Here is a 19,068-nt window from a genome sequence, read left to right as displayed (position 1 = left end):
ATCAGGCACATGACTGCAGTGGAACTCTCCGGCAAGGCCGCCCTCATCACGGGCGGCAGCCGCGGCATCGGCTACGGCGTCGCCGAGGCGCTCGTCGCCCGCGGCGACCGCGTGGCCATCACCGGCCGCAACGAGGACTCCCTCAAGGAGGCCGTCGAGCAGCTCGGCTCGGACCGCGCGATCTACATCGCCGGCAAGGCCCACGACGAGGCCCACCAGGCCATCGCCGTGGAACGCACCATGGAGGCATTCGGCCGCGTCGACTTCCTGGTCAACAACGCCGGCACCAACCCGGTCTTCGGCCCGATCGCCGACCTCGACCTGGGTGTCGCCCGCAAGGTGTTCGAGACCAACGTGATCTCGGCGCTCGGCTTCGCCCAGAAGACCTGGCACGCCTGGCAGAAGGAGAACGGCGGCGCGATCGTCAACATCGCCTCCGTCGCGGGCATCGCGCCCTCGCCCTTCATCGCCGCCTACGGCGTCAGCAAGGCCGCGCTGATCAACCTGACCCAGCAGCTGGCGCACGAGTTCGCGCCCGGCGTGCGGGTCAACGCGATCGCCCCGGCCGTGGTGAAGACCAAGTTCGCCCAGGCGCTGTACGAGGGCCGGGAGGAGGAGGCGGCCGCCTCCTACCCGCTGGCCCGGCTGGGCGTGCCCTCCGACATCGGGGGCGCCGCCGCCTTCCTCACCTCCGAGCAGTCCGACTGGGTCACCGGTCAGACGCTCGTCGTCGACGGCGGCATCTTCCTCAACGCCGGCGTCGGCTGACCCGCGTCGGGCCCGTGTCTCCCGGCGGGGGCACGGGCCCGAATCCGCCCAAGCCGGTCGTCCCGCGCCAACCCAATAGATTCACCGACGACTGACAACGTAGTCAAAGGTTTATCGATCAAGAACCCTTGTGAGACACCGGTTCAATCGGCCGAGCTCTGCGGTATGGTCTGCCGACCCTTGGTATGGCAGATCGAGGAGCGTGCGCGTGTTCAACCGGAACCGATGCCTGCGGCAGGTAGCGGCCATCGCGTCCATATCGTCCCTGATGACTGGATGCGGAATTCTCTCCTCGGACTCTTCCGAGGAGGAAGGGCCGATCGTCGTGGGCACCACCAGTGCGCCGAGCACGCTGGATCCCGCCGCGTCGTGGGACAGCTCCTGGGAACTGTTCCGCAACATCTACCAGACGCTGCTCAGCTACCCCGCCGGAGCGAGCGTGCCCGAGCCGGACGCGGCCGAGGAGTGCGCGTTCACCGACAGCACGAACACGGCCTACCGCTGCGAACTGCGTGACGGGCTGGAGTTCTCGGACGGCAGCACGCTGGACGCCCAGGCCGTCAAGTACTCGATCGACCGCATCCGGGACATCAACGTCAACGGCGGTCCCGCCGGTCTGCTGGGCAGCCTCGACCGGGTCCAGGCGCTGGGCGACCGTGAGGTCGTCTTCCATCTCAACAAGCCGGACGCCACCTTCCCGTTCGTGCTCGCCACGCCCGCCATGTCGATCGTCGACCCGGACAGCTACCCCGCGGACAAGGTGCGCGAGGACGGCCGGGTCGTCGGCTCCGGCCCCTACACGCTCCAGTCCTACGAGGACGGCAAGTCGGCCGAGCTGGTCCGCAACGACAAGTACGAGGGCTACGCGGAGCGCGAGAACAGCGCCGTGACGATCCGCTACTTCCAGGACTCCGGCGAGATGGTGGGCGCCCTGCGCGAGCACGAGCTCGACGTCGCCTTCCGCGGTATCGCCGCCGACGACATCCTCAAGCTCCAGACGCACGAGGCGCAGAAGGAGTTCCAGGTCGTCGAGAGCGTCAGCACCCAGATCAGCTACCTGGTCTTCAACCCCAAGGACCCGTGGGCCGCCAAACCCGCCGTCCGCAAGGCCATCGCCCAGGTCCTGGACCGCCCGGCCATCGCGCACAAGGTCTACAAGGACACCGTCGAGCCGCTGTACTCCATGGTCCCCAAGGGCCTGACCGGGCACACCACCGGCTTCTTCGACGACTACGGCCAGCCCAGCACCTCCAAGGCCCGCCAGATCCTCTCCGAGGCCGGCATCACCGACAAGGTGCCGCTCACCCTCTGGTACACCACCGACCGCTACGGCTCCGAGACCAAGGCGGAGTTCGAGGAGATCAAGAAGCAGCTGGACGGATCCGGACTGTTCGAGATCACCCTCAAGAGCCGCCCCTGGAAGACGTACGTCACCGGCTACCAGAAGGGCGAGTACCCGGTGTTCGGCCGCGGCTGGTCCCCCGACTTCCCCGACGCCGACAACTTCATCGCCCCCTTCGTCGGCGACCAGAACGCCCTCGGTACGCCCTACCCGGCCCCGGAGATCACCGGCAAGCTGCTGCCGCGCTCCCGCCAGGAGAGCGACCGCGCCAACGTGGAGAAGGACTTCGAGGAGGCGCAGAAGATCCTCGTCGAGGACGCCCGGCTGCTGCCGCTGTGGCAGGGGCGGCAGTACGTGGCGGCCAACAACGACATCTCCGGCGCGGAGCGGGCGCTGGACCCGTCGACGATCATGATGATGGGCGCGCTGTACCGCAAGACCAGCTGGTAGGGCCGTCCGCGGGGCGCGTTGTCAGTGGTCGCCGGTAGGTTCTGTGGTCAGGAAGCGACGCACGTCGTAGTGACCGCACACCGAAGGAAGTTGACGTGACCGACATCGCCATGCTGCCCGAGTCCTGGCGCGGGGTTCTGGGCGACGAACTGCAGCAGCCCTACTTCAAGGAGCTGACGGAGTTCGTCGAGGAGGAGCGAGCGAAGGGTCCCGTCTACCCTCCGCGCGAGGAGGTCTTCGCCGCGCTGGACGCGACGCCCTTCGACCGGGTGAAGGTCCTGATCCTCGGTCAGGACCCCTACCACGGCGAAGGGCAGGGCCATGGCCTGTGCTTCTCGGTCCGTCCCGGTGTGCGGACCCCGCCCTCGCTGCGGAACATCTACAAGGAGATGGAGCAGGAGCTGGGCCTGCCGGTCCCGGACAACGGCTATCTGATGCCGTGGGCCCAGCAGGGCGTCCTGCTGCTCAACGCGGTCCTCACCGTCCGCTCCGGCGAGGCCAACTCCCACAAGGGCAAGGGCTGGGAGAGGTTCACCGACGCGGTGATCCGCGCGGTCGCCGGCCGGCCCGACCCGGCGGTGTTCGTGCTGTGGGGCAACTACGCGCAGAAGAAGCTCCCGCTGATCGACGAGACGCGGCACGCGGTGGTCAAGGGCGCGCACCCCTCACCGCTGTCGGCCAAGAAGTTCTTCGGCTCCCGCCCGTTCACCCAGATCAACGAGGCGGTCGCGGCGCAGGGCCACGAGCCGATCGACTGGCGGCTGCCGAACCTGGGCTGACCTGGTGCGGGGCCGCTCCTGCGGGTCGGCCCCGCCTCGCCGGGATTGCCGGTGGCTGCGGTTAGCGTCGGGGGCGACCAGGCGCCGAGGGTGTGGAGGACGCGGTGGCGGAGCGACAGGAGCGGACGGCGCCGGATGCCGTGATGACACGGATCGGGCAGGTCGTGATGTTGCATCACGCGGGCGACCGCGAGGAGGCCCGGCACCGCCTGCTCGGTCTGTGGGCCGAGATCGGCGAGGACGGCGACCCGCTGCACCGCTGCACCCTGGCCCACTACCTGGCCGACACCCAGGACGAGCCGGACGACGAACTCGCCTGGGACCTCAGGGCGTTGACGGCGGCGGAGGAACTGACCGACGACCGCCTCGCCGAGCACGAGGGGGCGCTCGCGGTCCGGGCGCTGTATCCGTCGCTGCATCTGAACCTCGCCGCCGACTATGTGAAGCTGGACCGCGCCGAGGCGGCGCGGACGCATCTGCGGCGGGCCCGGACGGCGGCGGACGCGCTCGCCGAGGACAGCTACGGGGACGGGGTGCGGGCGGCGATCCACCGGCTGGCGCTGCGGCTGGGGGAGGAGGGGGACTCCTCCGGAGGCTGGGGGCCGCCGGGGCAGCGGCCCTGACGGTCAACGCCCGTACGTCTGCTCGCAGATCCTCGTCTCCGGGCTGTCCTTGCGCCAGCCGCCGTACTTCCTGCCCAGGGCGCAGACGTCGGTGTTCTTGCGGACCGAATCCGCGACGTCCGGGATCTCGACCCGGGGGTGCGGCGGAGCGGGGCGCTCGGGGCGGGGGTGTGCCGGGCGGGGATGGCTCGGGGGTGCGTCCGGCCGGGCGGGTGGTGCCGCCGGCGGCGGGGCCGGGCGGGTCGGCCGCCGGGTCGCCGGGGGTGTGCGTTCCGGGCGGCGGGGCGGGCCGATGAGTTCCAGCGCCTCCTGGGCCGGCGCCTTCACGATCTGCGGCTCCGCCCTGCCGTCCGGCCGGGGCACGGAGGGCTGGGGCGGTGCCGTGACCGGCCCCGGGACGGGCGGGTGCTGGACGGTCACACAGCCCGCCAGGGCCGAGGCGGCCACGGTGACCAGGAGCGTTGCGGTCGTCGTCGTTCGATGCACCCGGGCCACTCTGGTGGTTGGGGCCCCCTTCGGGACAGCGGACAAGCGCAGGATGCCCCGCACGGGTGATCTCCGCCCCCGTACGGAGGCCGTGGGTCCGCCGACGGTGACGTCAGTCGCCGGTGGACCCGTCGACGCGCTCGCGGAGGAGGTCGGCGTGGCCGTTGTGGCGCGCGTACTCCTCGATCATGTGGGTGTAGATCCAGCGGAGGTTGAAGGTCTCCCCGGCCCGGCTGGTGCCCTTGGAGAAGTCGTCGAGACCCAGGCCGGCGGTGTTGCGCCGGGCCCGTTCGATCTCGGCCTGCCAGGTGTCGTGGGCCTCCTGCCAGGTGTCCGCGTCGGAGAAGTGGAAGTCGCCGTCCCGGTCCTGCTCGGAGGAGTAGAGCACCCCGAGGTCCTCGTCGAGGAGCACCTCGTGGAACCAGTACCGCTCGACCTCGGCCATGTGCCGCACCAGCCCCATCAGGGTGAGTTCCGACGGCTCCACGGAGGCGGTCCTGAGCTGGGCCTCGGTCAGGCCCGCGCACTTCCACCCGAGGGTCTGCCGGTGGTAGTCGAGCCAGCCCTCCAGCATGGTGCGCTCATCGGCGTTCACGGCGGGTTCACGGCGTTCAGTCGTCATGGCCGCATCCTTGCCCAACTCGCCGACGCCCACCAGCGGTTTTACGACGGCCCGAACATCCCTTCCAGCAGTTCGCGCAGTCCGGCGCGCACCTCGTCCAGGGTCGGTTGCCGCGCACCGAAGGAACCGGCCACGCAGGAGAACATCAGCCCGTCCGCCCACGCCACCAGGGACAGCACGTGCCGGGCCGGGTCCGTCGACCCCAGCGCGGTCATCAGCGCGCCGAGCTGTTCGTGGAAGCGGGCGCCGGTGGCGTCGAAGTAGGCGCGCAGCTCGGGGCGTCGGGTGGCCTCCAGGGCCAGTTCGTAGCGGGCGAGCGTCAGTTCGCGGTTGCGGGTCAGGGAGCGGTGCGTGGCCAGGGCGAGTCCGTCCACCAGGGCGTCCCGGCCGCCGCGCGGGTCCGGCATCTCCTCCAGGGCCAGTACCCGGGCCTCGCGTTCGGCGAGCCGCCGTACCGCCAGTTCCAGAAGGGCCTGCCGGGTGCGGGCCAGGTTGGAGGTCGAGCCCTGGGGGAGTCCGGCCGCCTCGTCGGCCGCCCGGTGGGTCAGGCCCCGCATGCCGCGCTCGGCGAGCAGACGGAGGGCGGCGTCGGCGACGAGGTCGGCGCGGGCGGCGCCTGCGGTGCGTGCGGACATGGAGATCAACCTACCCGGCTCACTACATCCGTAGTACCGTAGTGCTCACTACAGCTGTAGTTGCATCGGGAGGAACCATGGCACAGCCGAAGCGGGCCGTCGTGATCGGTGGCGGGATCGGCGGGCTGACCGCCGCCGCGGCACTGCACCGCAGCGGCCTGGAGGTGACCGTGCTGGAGCGGGCCCCGTCGCTGGAGCCGGTCGGCGCGGCGATCTCGCTCGCTCCCAACTCCCTGCGCGCCCTGGACGTCATCGGCCTCGGCGACGAGATCCGCGACCTGGCCGCCTGGCAGGGCGACGGAGGACTGCGCGCCCCGTCCGGACGGTGGCTCGCGCGCACCGACGCCACCGCCGCGGCCGAACGCTTCGGCGGCCCCCTGGTCCTGCTGCACCGGGCCACCCTCGTCACCAGCCTGGCTGCGGGCCTCCCGCCGGGCACGGTCCGCACGGGCGTCACCGCGACCGTCGCCGATCCCGGCGCCGCCGGCCGCCCGGCCCGCGTGAGCACCCCGGACGGCGACCGGGAGGCCGATCTGGTGGTGGCCGCCGACGGCATCCACTCCGCCGTACGCGGGGCGCTGTTCCCGGACCATCCCGGAGCCGTGTACTGCGGGTTCACCACCTGGCGGGTCGTGATCCCGGTCCCCGGCGCGGAGTTCGCCTCCCACGAGACCTGGGGCCGGGGCCGCATCTGGGGCTCGCACCCCCTCAAGGACGGCCGGGTGTACGCCTACGCGGCAGCCCTGGCGCCCGCCGGGGAGCGCGCCCCCGACGACGAGCGGGCCGAACTGCTGCGCCGCTACGGCGACTGGCACCACCCCGTGCCCGCGATCCTCGCCGCGGCCCGCCCCGAGGACGTCCTGCGCCACGACGTCCACCACGTCGCCCCACCGCTGCCCGCCTTCCATCGCGGCCGGGTGGCCCTCGTCGGCGACGCCGCGCACGCCATGCCGCCGATGCTGGGGCAGGGCGGCAACCAGGCGATCGAGGACGCCATCGTGCTGGCGCACCATGCCGGCGACCTCGCGGCCTACAGCGCGGCCCGCCGTCCGCGGGCGACCGCCATCGCCCGGCAGTCCGTCAGGACCGCCCGCCTCAACCTGATGACCGGCCGCGCGAGCATCGCCGTACGCGACGCCCTGATCACCGCCGTCGCCAAGGCCGGGCCCGTGCTGCTCCTGCGGGGCTTCGACGGCATCGCCGACTGGCGGCCCCCGCAGCCGCCGTATGCTTCCGTCGTGTCACCCCCCGGAACACGGTAGGAGCATCAGTGAAGGTCGGCTGCATCGGACTCGGCGACATCGCACAGAAGGCATACCTGCCCGTGCTCGGCCACCAGCCCGGTGTGGAAGTGCACCTCCAGACCCGCACGCCCGCCACGCTCCACCGCGTCGCCGACACCCTGCACCTGCCCGCGCGGCAGCGCCACGCCGATCTGGACTCGCTGCTCGCGCAGGGCCTGGACGCGGCCTTCGTGCACGCGCCCACGGTCGTGCACCCGCAGATCGTGGCGCGGCTGCTGGAGGCGGGTGTGCCGACGTACGTCGACAAGCCGCTGGCGTACGAACTCGCCGACTCCGAGCGGCTGGTGGAGCTCGCCGAGCGGCGCGGGGTGAGCCTCGTCGTCGGCTTCAACCGGCGCCACGCACCCGGGTACGCGCAGTGCCTGGAGCATCCGCGCGAGCTGATCCTCATGCAGAAGAACCGGATCGGGCTCCCCGAGGAGCCGCGCACGATGATCCTGGACGACTTCATCCATGTCGTGGACACCCTGCGCTTCCTGGTGCCGGGGACCGTCGACGACGTGACCGTGCGGGCCCGTGCCGAGGGCGGTCTGCTGCACCATGTGGTGCTCCAGCTCGCCGGCGACGGGTTCACCGCCCTCGGGGTGATGAACCGGCTCAGCGGCTCGGCCGAGGAGATCCTGGAGGTGTCCGGGCAGGACACCAAGCGTCAGGTGCTCAATCTCGCCGAGGTGATCGACCACAAGGGGCAGCCGACGGTGCGCCGGCGCGGCGACTGGGTGCCGGTGGCCCGGCAGCGCGGCATCGAGCAGGCGGTGCTGGCGTTCCTGGACGCGGTGCGCGCGGGCAAGGTGCTCAGCGCCCGGGACGCGCTGGCGACCCATGAGTTGTGCGAGCGGGTGGTACGGGCGGTCCAGGAGCAGGGCGCCTGATCCGCAGGGTCCGCACGCCCTCGGCCACGCACCAGGCGGCGAGGATCAGCAGCGCCGCCTGCACCGGCCAGTCGCCGAACCGGACGTAGGGCGTGGTGCCCCGGGCCAGCGGCACGTCGTAGACCTGCGCCGTGCGCGCGCTGGTGCCGAGCCAGGAGCCGACGCGCTGTCCGCTCGCGTCGTGCACGGCGGACACGCCGGTCAGGGTCGCGTGCACCATCGGCCGGCCGGTCTCGGCGGCGCGCAGGGCGGCGAGGGAGGCGTGCTGCTCGGGGGCCCAGCTCTGCTGGAACGTCGACGTCGCCGACTGGGCGACCAGCACCTGGGCGCCGTCCTCGGCGAGATGGCGGCTCATGTCGGGGAAGGCCGACTCGAAGCAGACCATCGGGCCCACGCGCAGGCCGCTTCCGGCGCGCATGACGACCTGTTCGGAGCCGCGGCGCCGGTCCTCGCCGGCCGCCTCGCCGACCGAGGTGGCCCAGCCGAGCAGGGAGCGGGCGGGGACGTACTCGCCGAAGGGGACGAGCCGCATCTTGTCGTAGCGGGCGCCGGTCAGGCCGTCGGGGCCGACCAGCACCGAACTCTTGTAGATGCCCGGCCGGTCGGAGCGGCGGGCGTCGACGTTGACGAGTACCGGCGCTCCGGTCTCGTGGGAGAGGGCCGCGAGCCGGTCCGCCAGGTCGGGGCGGCGGCCGAGGTCGAAGCCGACGCTGCTCTCGCCCCACACCACCAGATCCACGTCCTGGCCGACGAGTTCGCGGGTGAGCCGTTCCTCCGCGGCGAAGCGCCGGTCGGCGCTGTCGGTGCCGCCCTGGATGACGCCCGGCTGGACGACGGCGATCCGGGTCCGCCCGTCGGCGTCGGGCCGCGGCGACCAGACCCAGGCCGCGGAGGTGACGGTGGCCGTGGCGACCAGGCCCGCGACGGCGGGGACGCGCGCGCCGGGGACCGAGACGAGGACGGCGACGGCGACGTTGAGCGCCACCACCAGAAAGCTGAGCAGCCAGATCCCGCCGACCGAGGCGAGCCGCAGCGCCGCCTCCACCGGCCACTGACTGGCCCCGAGCACGCCCCAGGGGCCGCCGAGCCCTTCCCAGGAACGGATCAGCTCCGCTCCCAGCCAGCCCGACGGCAGGACCGCGAGGGCGGCCCCGGTCCGGCCCGGTCCGGGGGCGCCGGCGAGGAAGCGGCGCACCAGCCACCCCCACGGGGCCCACAGGGCGCCGAGCAGCGCCGCGAGGACGAAGGTGAAGACGTGCAGGTTCGGCAGCAGCCAGTGGTGCATGGCCAGCATGAAGCCGAAACCGCCGCACCAGCCGTCGCGGAGCGCCCGGCGGCCGGTCGGGGCGGTGCGCAGCAACAGCAGCCAGGGCACCAGGGCGACGTAGGCGAACCACCACAGGGCGGGGCCCGGAAAGGCGAGGACGGGCAGGGCACCGGCCGCCGTGGCGACGAGGGAACGCCGCCACGGGATGACGAGCCATCGGCCGAACCTCTGCATGCGGCGCCTCCCTGACCCGTGGTTCCTCCAGTGTGCGCGCTGGTGTCGGCCCCTAAACAGAGCGTCCGCAGGGAATCGATCATCGTGTCGTGGGCAGCTGCCGCCACTTCTCGCGCACGACGACCCGGTCGAGCCGCCAGCCGTCGTCGGTGCGGGTCATGCCGAAGGAGTACCGGCCGCCGCAGACGAAGTCGGGGGCGGCCGAGGGCTCGCCCTCGCGGGCGAGGCGCATCGGGTTGACGTAGTCGGCCTGCACCTGGGCGGTGTCCCCGGTGTCCTGGTCCAGGGTCCCGAAGCGGACGCGGCGGTTGACGATGAGGTGCTGGCGCATCGGGAAGAGCCGCATGTTCTCCGCGAGCCACTCGGCGATCTGTCCGGCGTCCCCCTCGATACCGCCCGCGGAGCGGTAGTCCGCGCGCCCCGCGGGGGCGAACAGCCCGCGGTACGCCTCCCAGTCGCCGTCGTCCACGGCCACCGCGTACTCGGTGACCAGACCGTCGACGGCCAGCCGGTCCATCACGGTCGCGAGCTCCACACGCTGCGTCATCGGCTCAGTGTTGGGCATGGGACGAGTGACGCCAAGAGGCGTGCCGCGACTGCCGTCGCCCTATGCCGCCTCGATGACCTCGCTGCGGATCGCGGACGCCCATTCGACGACCAGCAGTTCGTACTCGGCGCGCTCCTGGGCGGTCAGGGTGCCGCCCGCGCGCACCCACAGGGCGCGGATCTGCTCGTTCACCTCGGCGGCGGAGCGCACGGAACCAGGGGTTAAGAAATCCGGGGACATGCGGACAAGCCTAGGGGCAAGCACTGACACTGCGCTACCGAACGGCTACGCATCCCGTATGTGATGAGTCACGGAAATTCCGGCCGCGGTCAGTGCGCCGGCTCGCCCGCGTGCGGGCTCAGCGCACCGGTGGCCACCAGCACGATGATCAGGATGCCGAGGGCGATGCGGTACCAGACGAAGGGCATGAAGCTCTTGGTCGAGATGAACTTCATGAACCACGCGATGACGGCGTATCCGGTGACGAAGGCGATGACCGTCGCGAAGATCGTCGGACCCCAGGTGACGTGGCCGCCCTCCATCGCGTCCTTGAGTTCGAACAGGCCGGAGGCGAGGACCGCGGGGATCGCGAGGAGGAAGGAGTAACGGGCCGCCGCCTCGCGGGTGTAACCCATGAACAGGCCGCCGCTGATGGTGGCGCCGGACCGGGAGACGCCCGGGACCAGGGCCGCGGACTGGCAGAGGCCGAAGATCAGGCCGTCGCGGACGTTGAGGTCCTTGAGTTCCTTGCGCTGCTTGGCCGCGCGGTGCTTGCCGCCGCTTTCGTCGCGGGCCGCCATGCGGTCGGCGATGCCGATGATGATGCCGACCACGATGAGCATGGTCGCGGTGATGCGCAGATCGCGGAACGGGCCCTCGATCTGGTCCTTCAGCGTCACGCCGAGCACGCCGATCGGGATCGAGCCGACGATCACCAGCCAGCCCATCTGGGCGTCGTGGTCGCTGCGCATCGCCTTGTTCGTGAGCGATCTGGACCACGCCAGGATGATCCGCCCGATGTCCTGGCGGAAGTAGATCAGCACGGCCGCTTCCGTGCCGATCTGGGTGATCGCGGTGAAGGCCGCGCCCGGGTCCTCCCAGCCGGAGAACGCCGCGGTCAGTCGCAGGTGGGCGCTGGAGGACACGGGGAGGAACTCGGTCAGCCCCTGGACGAGTCCGAGGATGAGGGATTCAAACCAGGTCATGAAAGTACGACGTCCAAGTGCTGATGGCGGTAGGCGAGAACGGCCACACCGCGCCACGGGGGCACGGTGATCACAGTGGTCGAGGGCAGCGTAGCGCCCCTCGACGACGGCCATGGCACAGGGGTTTGGCAGAGAGCGCCCGGCCCCGCCCGTCGCTAGCCTGGATTCATGGCTACCGTGCGGGTCAGCGGGATGGAGATCGCCTACGCGCGCGTGGGAGACGGACCGGGGCCGCCGCTGGTCCTGGTGCACGGCGCGGGTCTGGACGGCCGGATGTGGCGGCCGCAGACCGAGGCGCTGGCCGACGACTTCACGGTCGTCGCCTGGGACGAACCGGGCGCCGGGCGCTCCTCGGACGTGCCCGGCGGATTCGGGCTCCCCGACTACGCCCGCGCCCTCGCCGCCGTCATCGAGGATCTGCGGCTCGGCCCGGCCCATGTCGCCGGGCTCTCCTGGGGCGGCACCGTGGTGCTGGAGCTGTACCGGCAGCGGCCGGAGCTGGTCAGGACGCTGCTCCTGGCCGACACCTACGCGGGCTGGCAGGGCTCGCTGCCGGCCGACGAGGTGACCGCGCGGGTGGTGGCCGCCGAGCGGATGCTCGCCGCGCCGCCCGAGGAGTTCGATCCGACGCTGCCGGGGCTGTTCGCCGCCGGCGCTCCGCCCGCCGAGTTCGCGGCCCTGCTCGACGCGATGCGGCGCGATGTGCGCCCCAAGACGCTGGGGGCGCAGCTGCACATGATGGCCGAGGCCGATCTCCGGGACGTGCTGCCCCGCGTCGCGGTGCCGACCCTGCTGCTGTGGGGCGAGGCCGACGCCCGGTCGCCGCTGGCGGTGGCCCGGGACTTCGCCGCGGAGATCGCGGGCGCCGAGCTGGTCCTGCTGCCCGGGGCGGGGCATGTGAGCAACCTGGAGGACCCGGAGGGGTTCACGCGGGCGGTGCGCGCCTTCTGCCACGCCCACGCGTGAGGGATCAGGCCGCCGCCGTCGGCCCCGCCACCGTCCAGCCCTCGGCCTGCGGATGGGCGCTGAGGTCCTCGTGGCGCACCTCGTCGCCGCAGGCCGAGCAGGTGACCACCGGGAGCAGTTCGTTGCCGCAGACGTGCTCGATCACCATCGGCCGGTTCTCGTCCCCGCGCAGATGCCGGTCGCCCCACGCCATGAGGGTCACCAGGACCGGTTCCAGCTCCAGGCCCGCCCGGGTGGGCCGGTACTCGAAGCGCTGCGGCCGTTCGCTGTAGGCCCGCTTGGTGAGGATCCCGGCGTCCACGAGGCGGCGCAGCCGGGTGGCCAGGATGTCGCGCGGGGCGCCGATGTTGCGCACCAGCTGGTCGAAGCGGCCGTTGCCGAGGCACACCTCCCGCAGGACGAGCAGGGAGTACTTCTCGCCGACCAGTGCCAGGGCGTCGGCGATGGAACAGGGGCGTGGGTCCTTGGGGGCGGGCATGACGCCAAGCCTAATAGAGGGTTTGTTTTTCCAACTCGCCGGACTATGGTGAGTTTGGATTTCCTACTGACCAGTAGTCGCGGAGGCCGCTCCATGCGTGACGCAGTGATCGTCGAAGCCGTACGCACCCCCCTCGGCAAGGGCAAGCCCGGCGGTGCCCTCGCCCACGTCCACCCCGTCGAACTCCTCGCCCACACCCTGCGCACCCTCGTCGAGCGCTCCGGCGTCGACCCCGCGCTGATCGACGACGTCATCGGCGGCACCGTCGACCAGGTCGGCGAGCAGGCCATGAACACCACCCGCTACGCCGCCCTGTCGGCCGGCTTCCCCGAGTCGGTGCCGGCCACCACCGTGGACCGCCAGTGCGGCTCCTCCCAGCAGGCCGTGCACTTCGCCGCGCAGGGCGTCATCGCGGGCGCCTACGACCTGGTGGTGGCCTGCGGGGTGGAGTCCATGAGCCGGGTGCCGATGTGGTCCAACGTGCCGCCCGGCAAGGACCCCTTCGGCCCCGGCGTCGCCGCGCGCTACCCCGAGGGCCTGGTCCCGCAGGGCATCAGCGCCGAACTCATCGCCGCCAAGTGGTCGCTCACCCGCGACCGGATGGACGCCTTCGCGGTCTCCTCCCACCACAAGGCCGCCGACGCCTGGGCCACGGGCCGCTTCGACGCCGAGGTCGCGCCCCTGGACGGGGTCGCCCGCGACGAGTGCGTCCGCCCGGACAGCACCACCGAGGTCCTGGCCGGACTGAAGCCCGCCTACCACGACCCGGCCTTCGCCGAGCGCTTCCCCCAGATCGAGTGGAACGTCACCGCGGGCAACGCCAGCCCCGTCAACGACGGCGCCTCCGCGGTGCTCATCACCTCCGCCGAGACCGCGGCCCGGCTCGGCCTGCGCCCGCTCGCGCGGCTGCACAGCTTCGCCGTGACCGGCTCCGACCCGCTGCTGATGCTCACCGGAGTGGTCCCCGCCACGGAGAAGGTGCTGCGCCGGGCATCGCTCACCCTGGACGACATCGACCTGTTCGAGGTCAACGAGGCCTTCTCCAGCGTGGTCCTGGCCTGGCAGCAGGAGACCGGCGCCGACCTCGCGAAGGTCAACGTGCACGGCGGCGCCATCGCCCTCGGCCACCCGCTCGGCGCCAGCGGCACCCGGCTGACGACGACCCTGGTGCACGCGATGCGCGAGCGCGGCGCCCGCTACGGCCTGCAGACGATGTGCGAGGCGGGCGGCCTGGCCAACGCGATGATCCTGGAGTCGGTCTGACCGCTCAGTGGCCGCGCAGGTGATGCCGCTTGCGCCAGGCCACCACCACACCGGCCAGCGCGGGTACGGCGATGCAGGCCAGCGCGATCAGGAAGGCGGGCGAGGTCGGCGCCGAGGCACGGGCGCCGGCCACCACGTAGGCGGCGGTGTTCGGGATCGAACCGAGCGCCGTCGCCAGCAGGAACGGCACATAGCCCATGCGGGAGACGGCGGCGCAATAATTCGCCGCCCAGAACGGCACCCCGGGGAACAGCCGCACCGCCAGCATCGAGCGGAACCCGTGCCGGGACAGCTGCCCGTCCGCCGCCTTCAGCCACCGGCCCCGCAGCAGCGGACGCAGCGCCTCCTGGCCGAGGATCCGGCCGAGCCCGAAGGCGAGCCCCGCCCCGAGCACCGTCCCCGTCACCGCGGCGACCAGACCCAGCTGGGAACCGAAGAGCGCGCCCGCGCCGAGGTTCAGCAGCGGCCGCGGCACGAACGCCACCGTGCACAGCCCGTACGCCACCGCGAACACCACCGTCGCCGCGGCCCCGCTCACCTGCGGGGGCCAGCCGTCCGCCAGCAGCCGCTGCGGCTCGAAGAGCAGCACGGTGACCGCGGCCGAGGCCAGCAGCGCGACCAGCAGGGACAGCCGCGTCCAGGGCGAGAGCAGTGCTCTGGTGCAGCGCGCGGCGAAGCTGGAGGGTACGGCGACGGCGAGCTCCGAAGTGGCGGCCCGGGGAGAGACCACGGCAGTGCCCCCAGAGCGGGTGTGGGCATCGAGCATCCGGTGACACTAACCGACAAATGTGTGTGATCGCCGTATGGTTCGTCTCATGAGCGTGACAGGCGGGAGAACCCCCGAGGTCCCCGACAGCGCCCTCGCCGACACGCTGCTGGCCCGGCTCACCGCCGTGTACGGCGCCGCGGCCGATCCGGAACGGGCCGCGCCCATGCGGGCGTACATGAAGGACGTGGCCCCCTTCCTGGGCCTCCCCACGCCCGAGCGCCGCGCCCTGTCCCGCACGGTCCTGGAGGGCACACCCCGCCCCGACGAGGCCGACTGCACCGCCGTCGCCCTGCGCTGCTGGCGGCTGCCGGAGCGCGAGTACCAGTACTTCGCCGTGGACTATCTGCGCCGCCACGCCGGACGCTGCACCTCCGCCTTCCTGCCCGTGACCCGGCACCTGGTCACCACCGTGCCCTGGTGGGACACCGTCGACCTGCTCGCCGTCCACGTGGTCGGCGCCCTCGTCGCCGCCGATCCCGGACTCACCGCCGACATGGACGCCTGGAGCGCGGACGACGACCTGTGGATCGTCCGCACCGCCCTGCTCCACCAGCTGCGGTACAAGCAACACACCGACACCGAGCGCCTCTTCGGCTACTGCCTGCGCCAGTCGGGACACCCCGGCTTCTTCGTCCGTAAAGCCACCGGCTGGGCGCTGCGCGAGTACGCCAAGACCGACCCGGACGCGGTACGGGACTTCCTCGCGCGCGAGGAGGGACGCTTCGCGCCGCTGTCGGTGCGGGAGGCGCTGAAGAACATCGGGGCCTGAAGTCCCGTACACCGGGCGGCGCCTGGGGTGATACCGCCGAAAACCATTCGACGTCGGACACCGCGTCGACGAGTATCGGCCTCATGTTCCGGCACGCCTTCGTCCTCGCAGCATCCGCGGTCGCGGATGCCCCGAAGGCTGCCGTCCTCGTCTTCCCGGCCGCAGTCGACGGCGCCCGAAGCTGACCCTCTCCGGATCGTCCGGCGGACCCCGCAGGGGGAGGGTCGGCCGCTTCCCGGGGTCCCACCGCCACTTCTGACGCTTCGAGGTACCGCCATGTCCAAGACGGCTTACGTCCGCACCAAACCGCATCTCAACATCGGCACGATGGGCCATGTCGACCACGGCAAGACCACCCTGACCGCCGCCATCACCAAGGTCCTCGCCGAGCGCGGCAGCGGCACCTTCGTGCCCTTCGACCGCATCGACCGGGCGCCGGAGGAGGCCGCGCGCGGCATCACCATCAACATCGCGCACGTCGAGTACGAGACCGACACCCGGCACTACGCCCACGTCGACATGCCGGGTCATGCCGACTACGTCAAGAACATGGTCACCGGAGCCGCGCAGCTCGACGGGGCGATCCTCGTCGTCTCCGCGCTCGACGGGATCATGCCGCAGACCGCCGAACACGTGCTGCTCGCCCGGCAGGTGGGCGTGGACCATGTGGTCGTCGCGCTGAACAAGGCGGACGCGGCCGACGAGGAACTGGTCGAACTCGTCGAGCTGGAGGTCCGCGACCTGCTCACCGAGCACGGGTACGGCGGTGACAGCGCGCCCGTCGTACGGGTCTCGGGGCTCCGCGCCCTGGAGGGGGACCCGAAGTGGACGGCGGCCGTCGAGGCGCTGCTGGACGCGGTGGACACCTACGTCCCGACGCCGGAGCGGTATGTGGACGCGCCGTTCCTGCTGCCCGTGGAGAACGTGCTGACCATCACCGGCCGCGGCACCGTCGTCACCGGCGCCGTCGAGCGGGGCACCGTGCGGGTCGGCGACCGGGTGGAGGTGCTCGGGGCCGGCGTCGAGACCGTCGTCACCGGCGTCGAGACCTTCGGCAAGCCGATGGAGGAGGCGCAGGCCGGGGACAGCGTGGCGCTGCTGCTGCGCGGGGTGCCCCGGGACGCCGTGCGGCGCGGGCACGTGGTGGCCGCGCCGGGGAGTGTGGTGCCCAGCAGGCGGTTCACCGCGCAGGTGTACGTGCTGTCGGCTCGTGAGGGCGGCCGTACGACCGCGGTCTCCACCGGCTACCGGCCGCAGTTCTACATCCGGACCGCGGATGTGGTGGGCGACGTCGACCTCGGTGCGGCGGGGGTCGCTCGGCCCGGGGAGACGGTCACGATGACCGTGGAGCTGGGGCGCGAGGTTCCGTTGGAGCCCGGGCTCGGGTTCGCCATCCGTGAGGGCGGGCGGACCGTGGGCGCGGGGACCGTGACCCGTGTGATGGCCACCTGATGCGCGTGGGGGACCGCCGGCCCGGTTGTGGCCGGCCGCGCGGTTCCCCGCGCCCCTTCCCGGCGTTCTCCGCCCCGCACAATGGGGACGTGACCGAAGCCCTCCCCGTCAGCCGGACCGTCGACCACGGCACCGCCAAGCTCATGCCCGACGTCGACCGTGAGCGGGCCTGGCTGCTCACGGTCGACGGGGCTCCGCAGTCCTACGTCGACCTCGACGAGCCGACTCATCTGGAGTTCGAGTACGCGCGGCGGCTCGGGCATGTGCTGGATGTGGTGGCGGAGCCGGGTGCGGCCTTGGACGTGCTGCATCTCGGGGGCGGGGCGCTCACGATGCCCCGGTACGTGGACGCCACCCGCGCGGGGTCACGGCAGGACGTCGTCGAGGCCGATCGGGGGCTGCTGGAGCTGGTCGTCGAGCATCTGCCGGTTCCCGAAGGCGTACGGCTGCACCCCGGGGACGCCCGTGCCTGGGTGGAGGCGGCCCCCGCCGACTCCGTCGACGTCCTCGTCGCCGACGTCTTCGGAGGGTCCCGGGTCCCGGCGCATCTGACGTCCCTGGCCTACGCCCGTGCGGCCGAGCGCGTGCTGCGCGGCACCGGGGTGTACCTCGCCAACCTCGCCGACGCCGCGCCGTTCACGTTCCTGCGCTCCCAGCTCGCCACCTTCGCGGCCGTGTTCGAGGAGCTGGCGCTGATCGCCGAGCCGGGGGTGCGGCGGGGGCGGCGGTTCGGCAACGCCGTGCTGGTCGCCGCGCACCGGCCCCTCGACCTCGCCGCCCTGACCCGCCTCACCGCGTCCGACGCCTTCCCCGCACGGGTGGAACACGGGCCGGCCTTGCGGAGGTTCATCGGCGGCGCGCGGCCGGTACGGGACGAGGACGCCGTACCGTCACCCGAGCCCCCCGACGGGGCTTTCGGCATCGGCTGACGGCTGCGCGGAGGCCGCGGTCACGTGCTTGGTACGGCGGCGCAGATTCCGTACGTCCGGGACGCACAGCACCGCCGCCGTGACCACGACGACCAGCACCGCGCAGCCCCACAGCGCCGAGGTCCGCCCGAACGCCGACTCCGCCGGGCCCGCCAGCGCGGCGGTCAGCGGGACCAGGGCGACCGAGCCGAACCAGTCGTAGGCGGAGACCCGGGAGAGCTTGTCCTCCGGGATCTCCTGGTGGAGCGCGGTCATCCAGCTGACGCCGAACACCTCCAGGGTCACGCCGGTGAGGAACATCACGGCACACAGGACGCCGACCGAGGTGGGGATCGCCAGGGCGGCGGAGGGCAGGGCCAGCGGGAAGACGCACAGGGTGCCGGCGAGGAGCAGCCGGCGGGGCTTCCAGCGGGTCATCAGCAGGGCGCCGGCGACCGTGCCCGCGCCGAAGAAGCCCAGGGCGAGGCCCCAGGGCGCGGCGCCGCCCAGATGGTCGCGGGCGACCAGGGGGCCGTAGACCGCGTCTGCCGCGCCGACCACCGCGTTCGCGATCGAGAACTGCACGACCACCGCCCACAGCCACGGCCGGCCGCTGAACTCCTGCCAGCCCTCCCGCAGATCGGAGAGCAGACCGCCGCCGGGGGCGCGCGGCGCGATATGGCTGACGTCGAGGAAGGCGCGCAGCGATCCGGCGACGGCGAAGGCGGCGGCGTCCGCCGCGAGCACCCAGCCGGGCCCGATCGCGGCGACCATCGCACCGCCCAGGGCGGCACCGCCCACCGCGGCGCCCTGCATGGCCATCCGGAACATGGCGAACGCGCGGCTCACCTGGTCGCCGCTGACCGAGGACATCAGCATGCCCTCGGCCGCGGGGGAGAAGAAGGCGTGGCCGGTGCCGCCGAGCGCGGTCAGCAGCATCATCTGCCACAGCTGCGGCTCGCCGGCCAGCACCAGCACCGCGAAGGCGGCCTGCGACACGCAGTTCAGGGCGTTGGCCGCGACCATCACCCGGTGCCGGGGCAGCCGGTCCGCCACGGCTCCGCCGATCAGCAGGAACAGCACCAGCGGCAGGGTCCGGGCGGCCGCCACCAGGCCCACGTCGCCGCCGTCCCCGCCCGACTCCAGTACGGCGAACGCGGCGGCGATCAGCGCGCCGTGACTGCCGAGGTTGGTCACGACCGCGGACGCGGTCAGCAGGGTGTAGTTGCGGCCCGCCCAGGTCGGGCGGCGGAGCGGGATGGTGGGCTTCACCTGGCGACTATCGCCGCGGCGGGGCCGACTTGCCAAATGCGATTCAGGGCAACTTCG

Annotated in this window: 21 protein-coding genes; 11 read left to right on the top strand and 10 right to left on the bottom strand. The window is 72.3% G+C overall.

Going from position 1 to position 19,068, the window contains the following annotated elements; all coding sequences use genetic code 11:
- The first annotated feature begins 9 nt into the window (after positions 1–9).
- The 4 genes from ACWD1Z_RS09655 (at position 10) to ACWD1Z_RS09640 (ending at position 3,962) form a co-directional block, all read left to right on the top strand.
- Positions 10–768, top strand: coding sequence for an SDR family oxidoreductase (locus ACWD1Z_RS09655; RefSeq protein WP_451117056.1), 759 nt, complete (start codon positions 10–12; stop codon positions 766–768).
- A 208-nt stretch (positions 769–976) separates the two neighbouring features.
- Positions 977–2,560, top strand: coding sequence for an ABC transporter substrate-binding protein (locus ACWD1Z_RS09650; protein ID WP_451117054.1), 1,584 nt, complete (start codon positions 977–979; stop codon positions 2,558–2,560).
- Between the two features lie 95 nt (positions 2,561–2,655).
- Positions 2,656–3,339 (top strand): uracil-DNA glycosylase, encoded by a 684-nt coding sequence (gene ung, locus ACWD1Z_RS09645; RefSeq protein ID WP_451117053.1) that lies wholly within the window; start codon positions 2,656–2,658, stop codon positions 3,337–3,339.
- Between the two features lie 104 nt (positions 3,340–3,443).
- On the top strand, positions 3,444–3,962 hold the full coding sequence (locus tag ACWD1Z_RS09640) for a hypothetical protein (protein ID WP_451117051.1): 519 nt from the start codon (positions 3,444–3,446) through the stop codon (positions 3,960–3,962).
- Positions 3,963–3,965: 3 nt separating this feature from the next.
- Here ACWD1Z_RS09640 and ACWD1Z_RS09635 read toward each other — a convergent pair whose 3' ends face one another.
- From ACWD1Z_RS09635 to ACWD1Z_RS09625, 3 genes are all read right to left on the bottom strand, one after another.
- Positions 3,966–4,448 carry a hypothetical protein gene (locus ACWD1Z_RS09635; protein WP_451117049.1) on the bottom strand — a complete coding sequence of 161 codons (483 nt, stop codon included), beginning with the start codon at positions 4,446–4,448 and terminating at the stop codon, positions 3,966–3,968.
- A 112-nt stretch (positions 4,449–4,560) separates the two neighbouring features.
- Positions 4,561–5,070, bottom strand: a complete 510-nt coding sequence (locus tag ACWD1Z_RS09630) for a DinB family protein (RefSeq protein ID WP_451117047.1) — start codon at positions 5,068–5,070, stop codon at positions 4,561–4,563.
- A gap of 41 nt (positions 5,071–5,111) precedes the next feature.
- On the bottom strand, positions 5,112–5,705 hold the full coding sequence (locus ACWD1Z_RS09625; RefSeq protein ID WP_451117046.1) for a TetR/AcrR family transcriptional regulator: 594 nt from the start codon (positions 5,703–5,705) through the stop codon (positions 5,112–5,114).
- A gap of 77 nt (positions 5,706–5,782) precedes the next feature.
- Between ACWD1Z_RS09625 and ACWD1Z_RS09620 the strand changes: the two genes are divergently transcribed.
- Both ACWD1Z_RS09620 and ACWD1Z_RS09615 read left to right on the top strand, forming a co-directional pair.
- Positions 5,783–6,967, top strand: coding sequence for an FAD-dependent monooxygenase (locus ACWD1Z_RS09620; protein WP_451117044.1), 1,185 nt, complete (start codon positions 5,783–5,785; stop codon positions 6,965–6,967).
- Positions 6,968–6,975: 8 nt separating this feature from the next.
- On the top strand, positions 6,976–7,881 hold the full coding sequence (locus tag ACWD1Z_RS09615; protein WP_451117042.1) for a Gfo/Idh/MocA family protein: 906 nt from the start codon (positions 6,976–6,978) through the stop codon (positions 7,879–7,881).
- Here the strand turns inward: ACWD1Z_RS09615 and lnt are convergent.
- The 4 genes from lnt to ACWD1Z_RS09595 all read right to left on the bottom strand — a co-directional run bounded on the left by lnt (position 7,805) and on the right by ACWD1Z_RS09595 (position 11,134).
- A complete protein-coding gene (lnt, locus tag ACWD1Z_RS09610; protein WP_451117040.1) occupies positions 7,805–9,382 on the bottom strand; it encodes an apolipoprotein N-acyltransferase in 1,578 nt (525 codons plus the stop codon). The genes ACWD1Z_RS09615 and lnt overlap by 77 nt on opposite strands.
- 79 nt (positions 9,383–9,461) lie before the next feature.
- Entirely contained in the window at positions 9,462–9,929 is a 468-nt protein-coding gene (locus ACWD1Z_RS09605) for a nuclear transport factor 2 family protein (RefSeq protein WP_451117039.1), read from the bottom strand.
- 60 nt (positions 9,930–9,989) lie between these two features.
- Positions 9,990–10,169 carry a hypothetical protein gene (locus ACWD1Z_RS09600; RefSeq protein WP_451117038.1) on the bottom strand — a complete coding sequence of 60 codons (180 nt, stop codon included), beginning with the start codon at positions 10,167–10,169 and terminating at the stop codon, positions 9,990–9,992.
- An 89-nt stretch (positions 10,170–10,258) separates the two neighbouring features.
- Entirely contained in the window at positions 10,259–11,134 is an 876-nt protein-coding gene (locus ACWD1Z_RS09595) for an undecaprenyl-diphosphate phosphatase (RefSeq protein ID WP_451117036.1), read from the bottom strand.
- A 168-nt stretch (positions 11,135–11,302) separates the two neighbouring features.
- On the opposite strand from ACWD1Z_RS09595, the gene ACWD1Z_RS09590 reads away from it, so the two are divergent.
- Complete coding sequence (locus ACWD1Z_RS09590; protein WP_451117035.1) at positions 11,303–12,100, top strand: alpha/beta fold hydrolase; 798 nt, start codon at positions 11,303–11,305, stop codon at positions 12,098–12,100.
- Between the two features lie 4 nt (positions 12,101–12,104).
- On the opposite strand, the gene ACWD1Z_RS09585 is transcribed toward ACWD1Z_RS09590, so the two are convergent.
- The gene (locus tag ACWD1Z_RS09585) at positions 12,105–12,578 is read right to left on the bottom strand and encodes a winged helix-turn-helix transcriptional regulator (RefSeq protein ID WP_451117034.1); all 474 of its coding nucleotides are present in this window, start codon (positions 12,576–12,578) and stop codon (positions 12,105–12,107) included.
- A 93-nt stretch (positions 12,579–12,671) separates the two neighbouring features.
- On the opposite strand from ACWD1Z_RS09585, the gene ACWD1Z_RS09580 reads away from it, so the two are divergent.
- Entirely contained in the window at positions 12,672–13,841 is a 1,170-nt protein-coding gene (locus ACWD1Z_RS09580; RefSeq protein ID WP_451117032.1) for a thiolase family protein, read from the top strand.
- Between the two features lie 4 nt (positions 13,842–13,845).
- Here ACWD1Z_RS09580 and ACWD1Z_RS09575 read toward each other — a convergent pair whose 3' ends face one another.
- Entirely contained in the window at positions 13,846–14,607 is a 762-nt protein-coding gene (locus ACWD1Z_RS09575) for a TVP38/TMEM64 family protein (RefSeq protein WP_451117030.1), read from the bottom strand.
- 49 nt (positions 14,608–14,656) lie between these two features.
- Between ACWD1Z_RS09575 and ACWD1Z_RS09570 the strand changes: the two genes are divergently transcribed.
- The 3 genes from ACWD1Z_RS09570 (at position 14,657) to ACWD1Z_RS09560 (ending at position 17,760) form a co-directional block, all read left to right on the top strand.
- Complete coding sequence (locus ACWD1Z_RS09570; protein WP_451117028.1) at positions 14,657–15,379, top strand: DNA alkylation repair protein; 723 nt, start codon at positions 14,657–14,659, stop codon at positions 15,377–15,379.
- A 276-nt stretch (positions 15,380–15,655) separates the two neighbouring features.
- Entirely contained in the window at positions 15,656–16,831 is a 1,176-nt protein-coding gene (tuf, locus tag ACWD1Z_RS09565; RefSeq protein WP_451117026.1) for an elongation factor Tu, read from the top strand.
- An 89-nt stretch (positions 16,832–16,920) separates the two neighbouring features.
- Positions 16,921–17,760: a spermidine synthase gene (locus ACWD1Z_RS09560; protein WP_451117024.1), complete on the top strand. Its 840-nt coding sequence runs from the start codon at positions 16,921–16,923 to the stop codon at positions 17,758–17,760.
- On the opposite strand, the gene ACWD1Z_RS09555 is transcribed toward ACWD1Z_RS09560, so the two are convergent.
- Complete coding sequence (locus ACWD1Z_RS09555) at positions 17,722–19,011, bottom strand: MFS transporter (protein ID WP_451117022.1); 1,290 nt, start codon at positions 19,009–19,011, stop codon at positions 17,722–17,724. The two genes, ACWD1Z_RS09560 and ACWD1Z_RS09555, sit on opposite strands and share 39 nt — an antisense overlap.
- Positions 19,012–19,068 lie beyond the last annotated feature (57 nt).

This window comes from Streptomyces sp. NPDC002784, from assembly GCF_053592135.1.
The sequence above is the reverse complement of the archived record's forward strand: the minus strand, read 5'-3'. Positions and strand labels throughout refer to the sequence as shown.

Bases quoted from the DNA above. Each gene is read 5' to 3' on its own strand.
- ACWD1Z_RS09620 (WP_451117044.1), top strand. From the start codon at position 5,783: ATGGCACAGCCGAAGCGGGCCGTCGTGATCGGTGGCGGGATCGGCGGG.
- ACWD1Z_RS09630 (WP_451117047.1), bottom strand. From the start codon at position 5,070: ATGACGACTGAACGCCGTGAACCCGCCGTGAACGCCGATGAGCGCACC.
- tuf (WP_451117026.1), top strand. From the start codon at position 15,656: ATGTCCAAGACGGCTTACGTCCGCACCAAACCGCATCTCAACATCGGC.
- ACWD1Z_RS09605 (WP_451117039.1), bottom strand. From the start codon at position 9,929: ATGACGCAGCGTGTGGAGCTCGCGACCGTGATGGACCGGCTGGCCGTC.
- ACWD1Z_RS09590 (WP_451117035.1), top strand. From the start codon at position 11,303: ATGGCTACCGTGCGGGTCAGCGGGATGGAGATCGCCTACGCGCGCGTG.
- ACWD1Z_RS09600 (WP_451117038.1), bottom strand. From the start codon at position 10,169: ATGTCCCCGGATTTCTTAACCCCTGGTTCCGTGCGCTCCGCCGCCGAG.
- ACWD1Z_RS09580 (WP_451117032.1), top strand. From the start codon at position 12,672: ATGCGTGACGCAGTGATCGTCGAAGCCGTACGCACCCCCCTCGGCAAG.
- ACWD1Z_RS09625 (WP_451117046.1), bottom strand. From the start codon at position 5,705: ATGTCCGCACGCACCGCAGGCGCCGCCCGCGCCGACCTCGTCGCCGAC.
- ACWD1Z_RS09570 (WP_451117028.1), top strand. From the start codon at position 14,657: ATGAGCGTGACAGGCGGGAGAACCCCCGAGGTCCCCGACAGCGCCCTC.
- ACWD1Z_RS09585 (WP_451117034.1), bottom strand. From the start codon at position 12,578: ATGCCCGCCCCCAAGGACCCACGCCCCTGTTCCATCGCCGACGCCCTG.
- lnt (WP_451117040.1), bottom strand. From the start codon at position 9,382: ATGCAGAGGTTCGGCCGATGGCTCGTCATCCCGTGGCGGCGTTCCCTC.
- ACWD1Z_RS09595 (WP_451117036.1), bottom strand. From the start codon at position 11,134: ATGACCTGGTTTGAATCCCTCATCCTCGGACTCGTCCAGGGGCTGACC.
- ACWD1Z_RS09655 (WP_451117056.1), top strand. From the start codon at position 10: ATGACTGCAGTGGAACTCTCCGGCAAGGCCGCCCTCATCACGGGCGGC.
- ACWD1Z_RS09575 (WP_451117030.1), bottom strand. From the start codon at position 14,607: ATGCTCGATGCCCACACCCGCTCTGGGGGCACTGCCGTGGTCTCTCCC.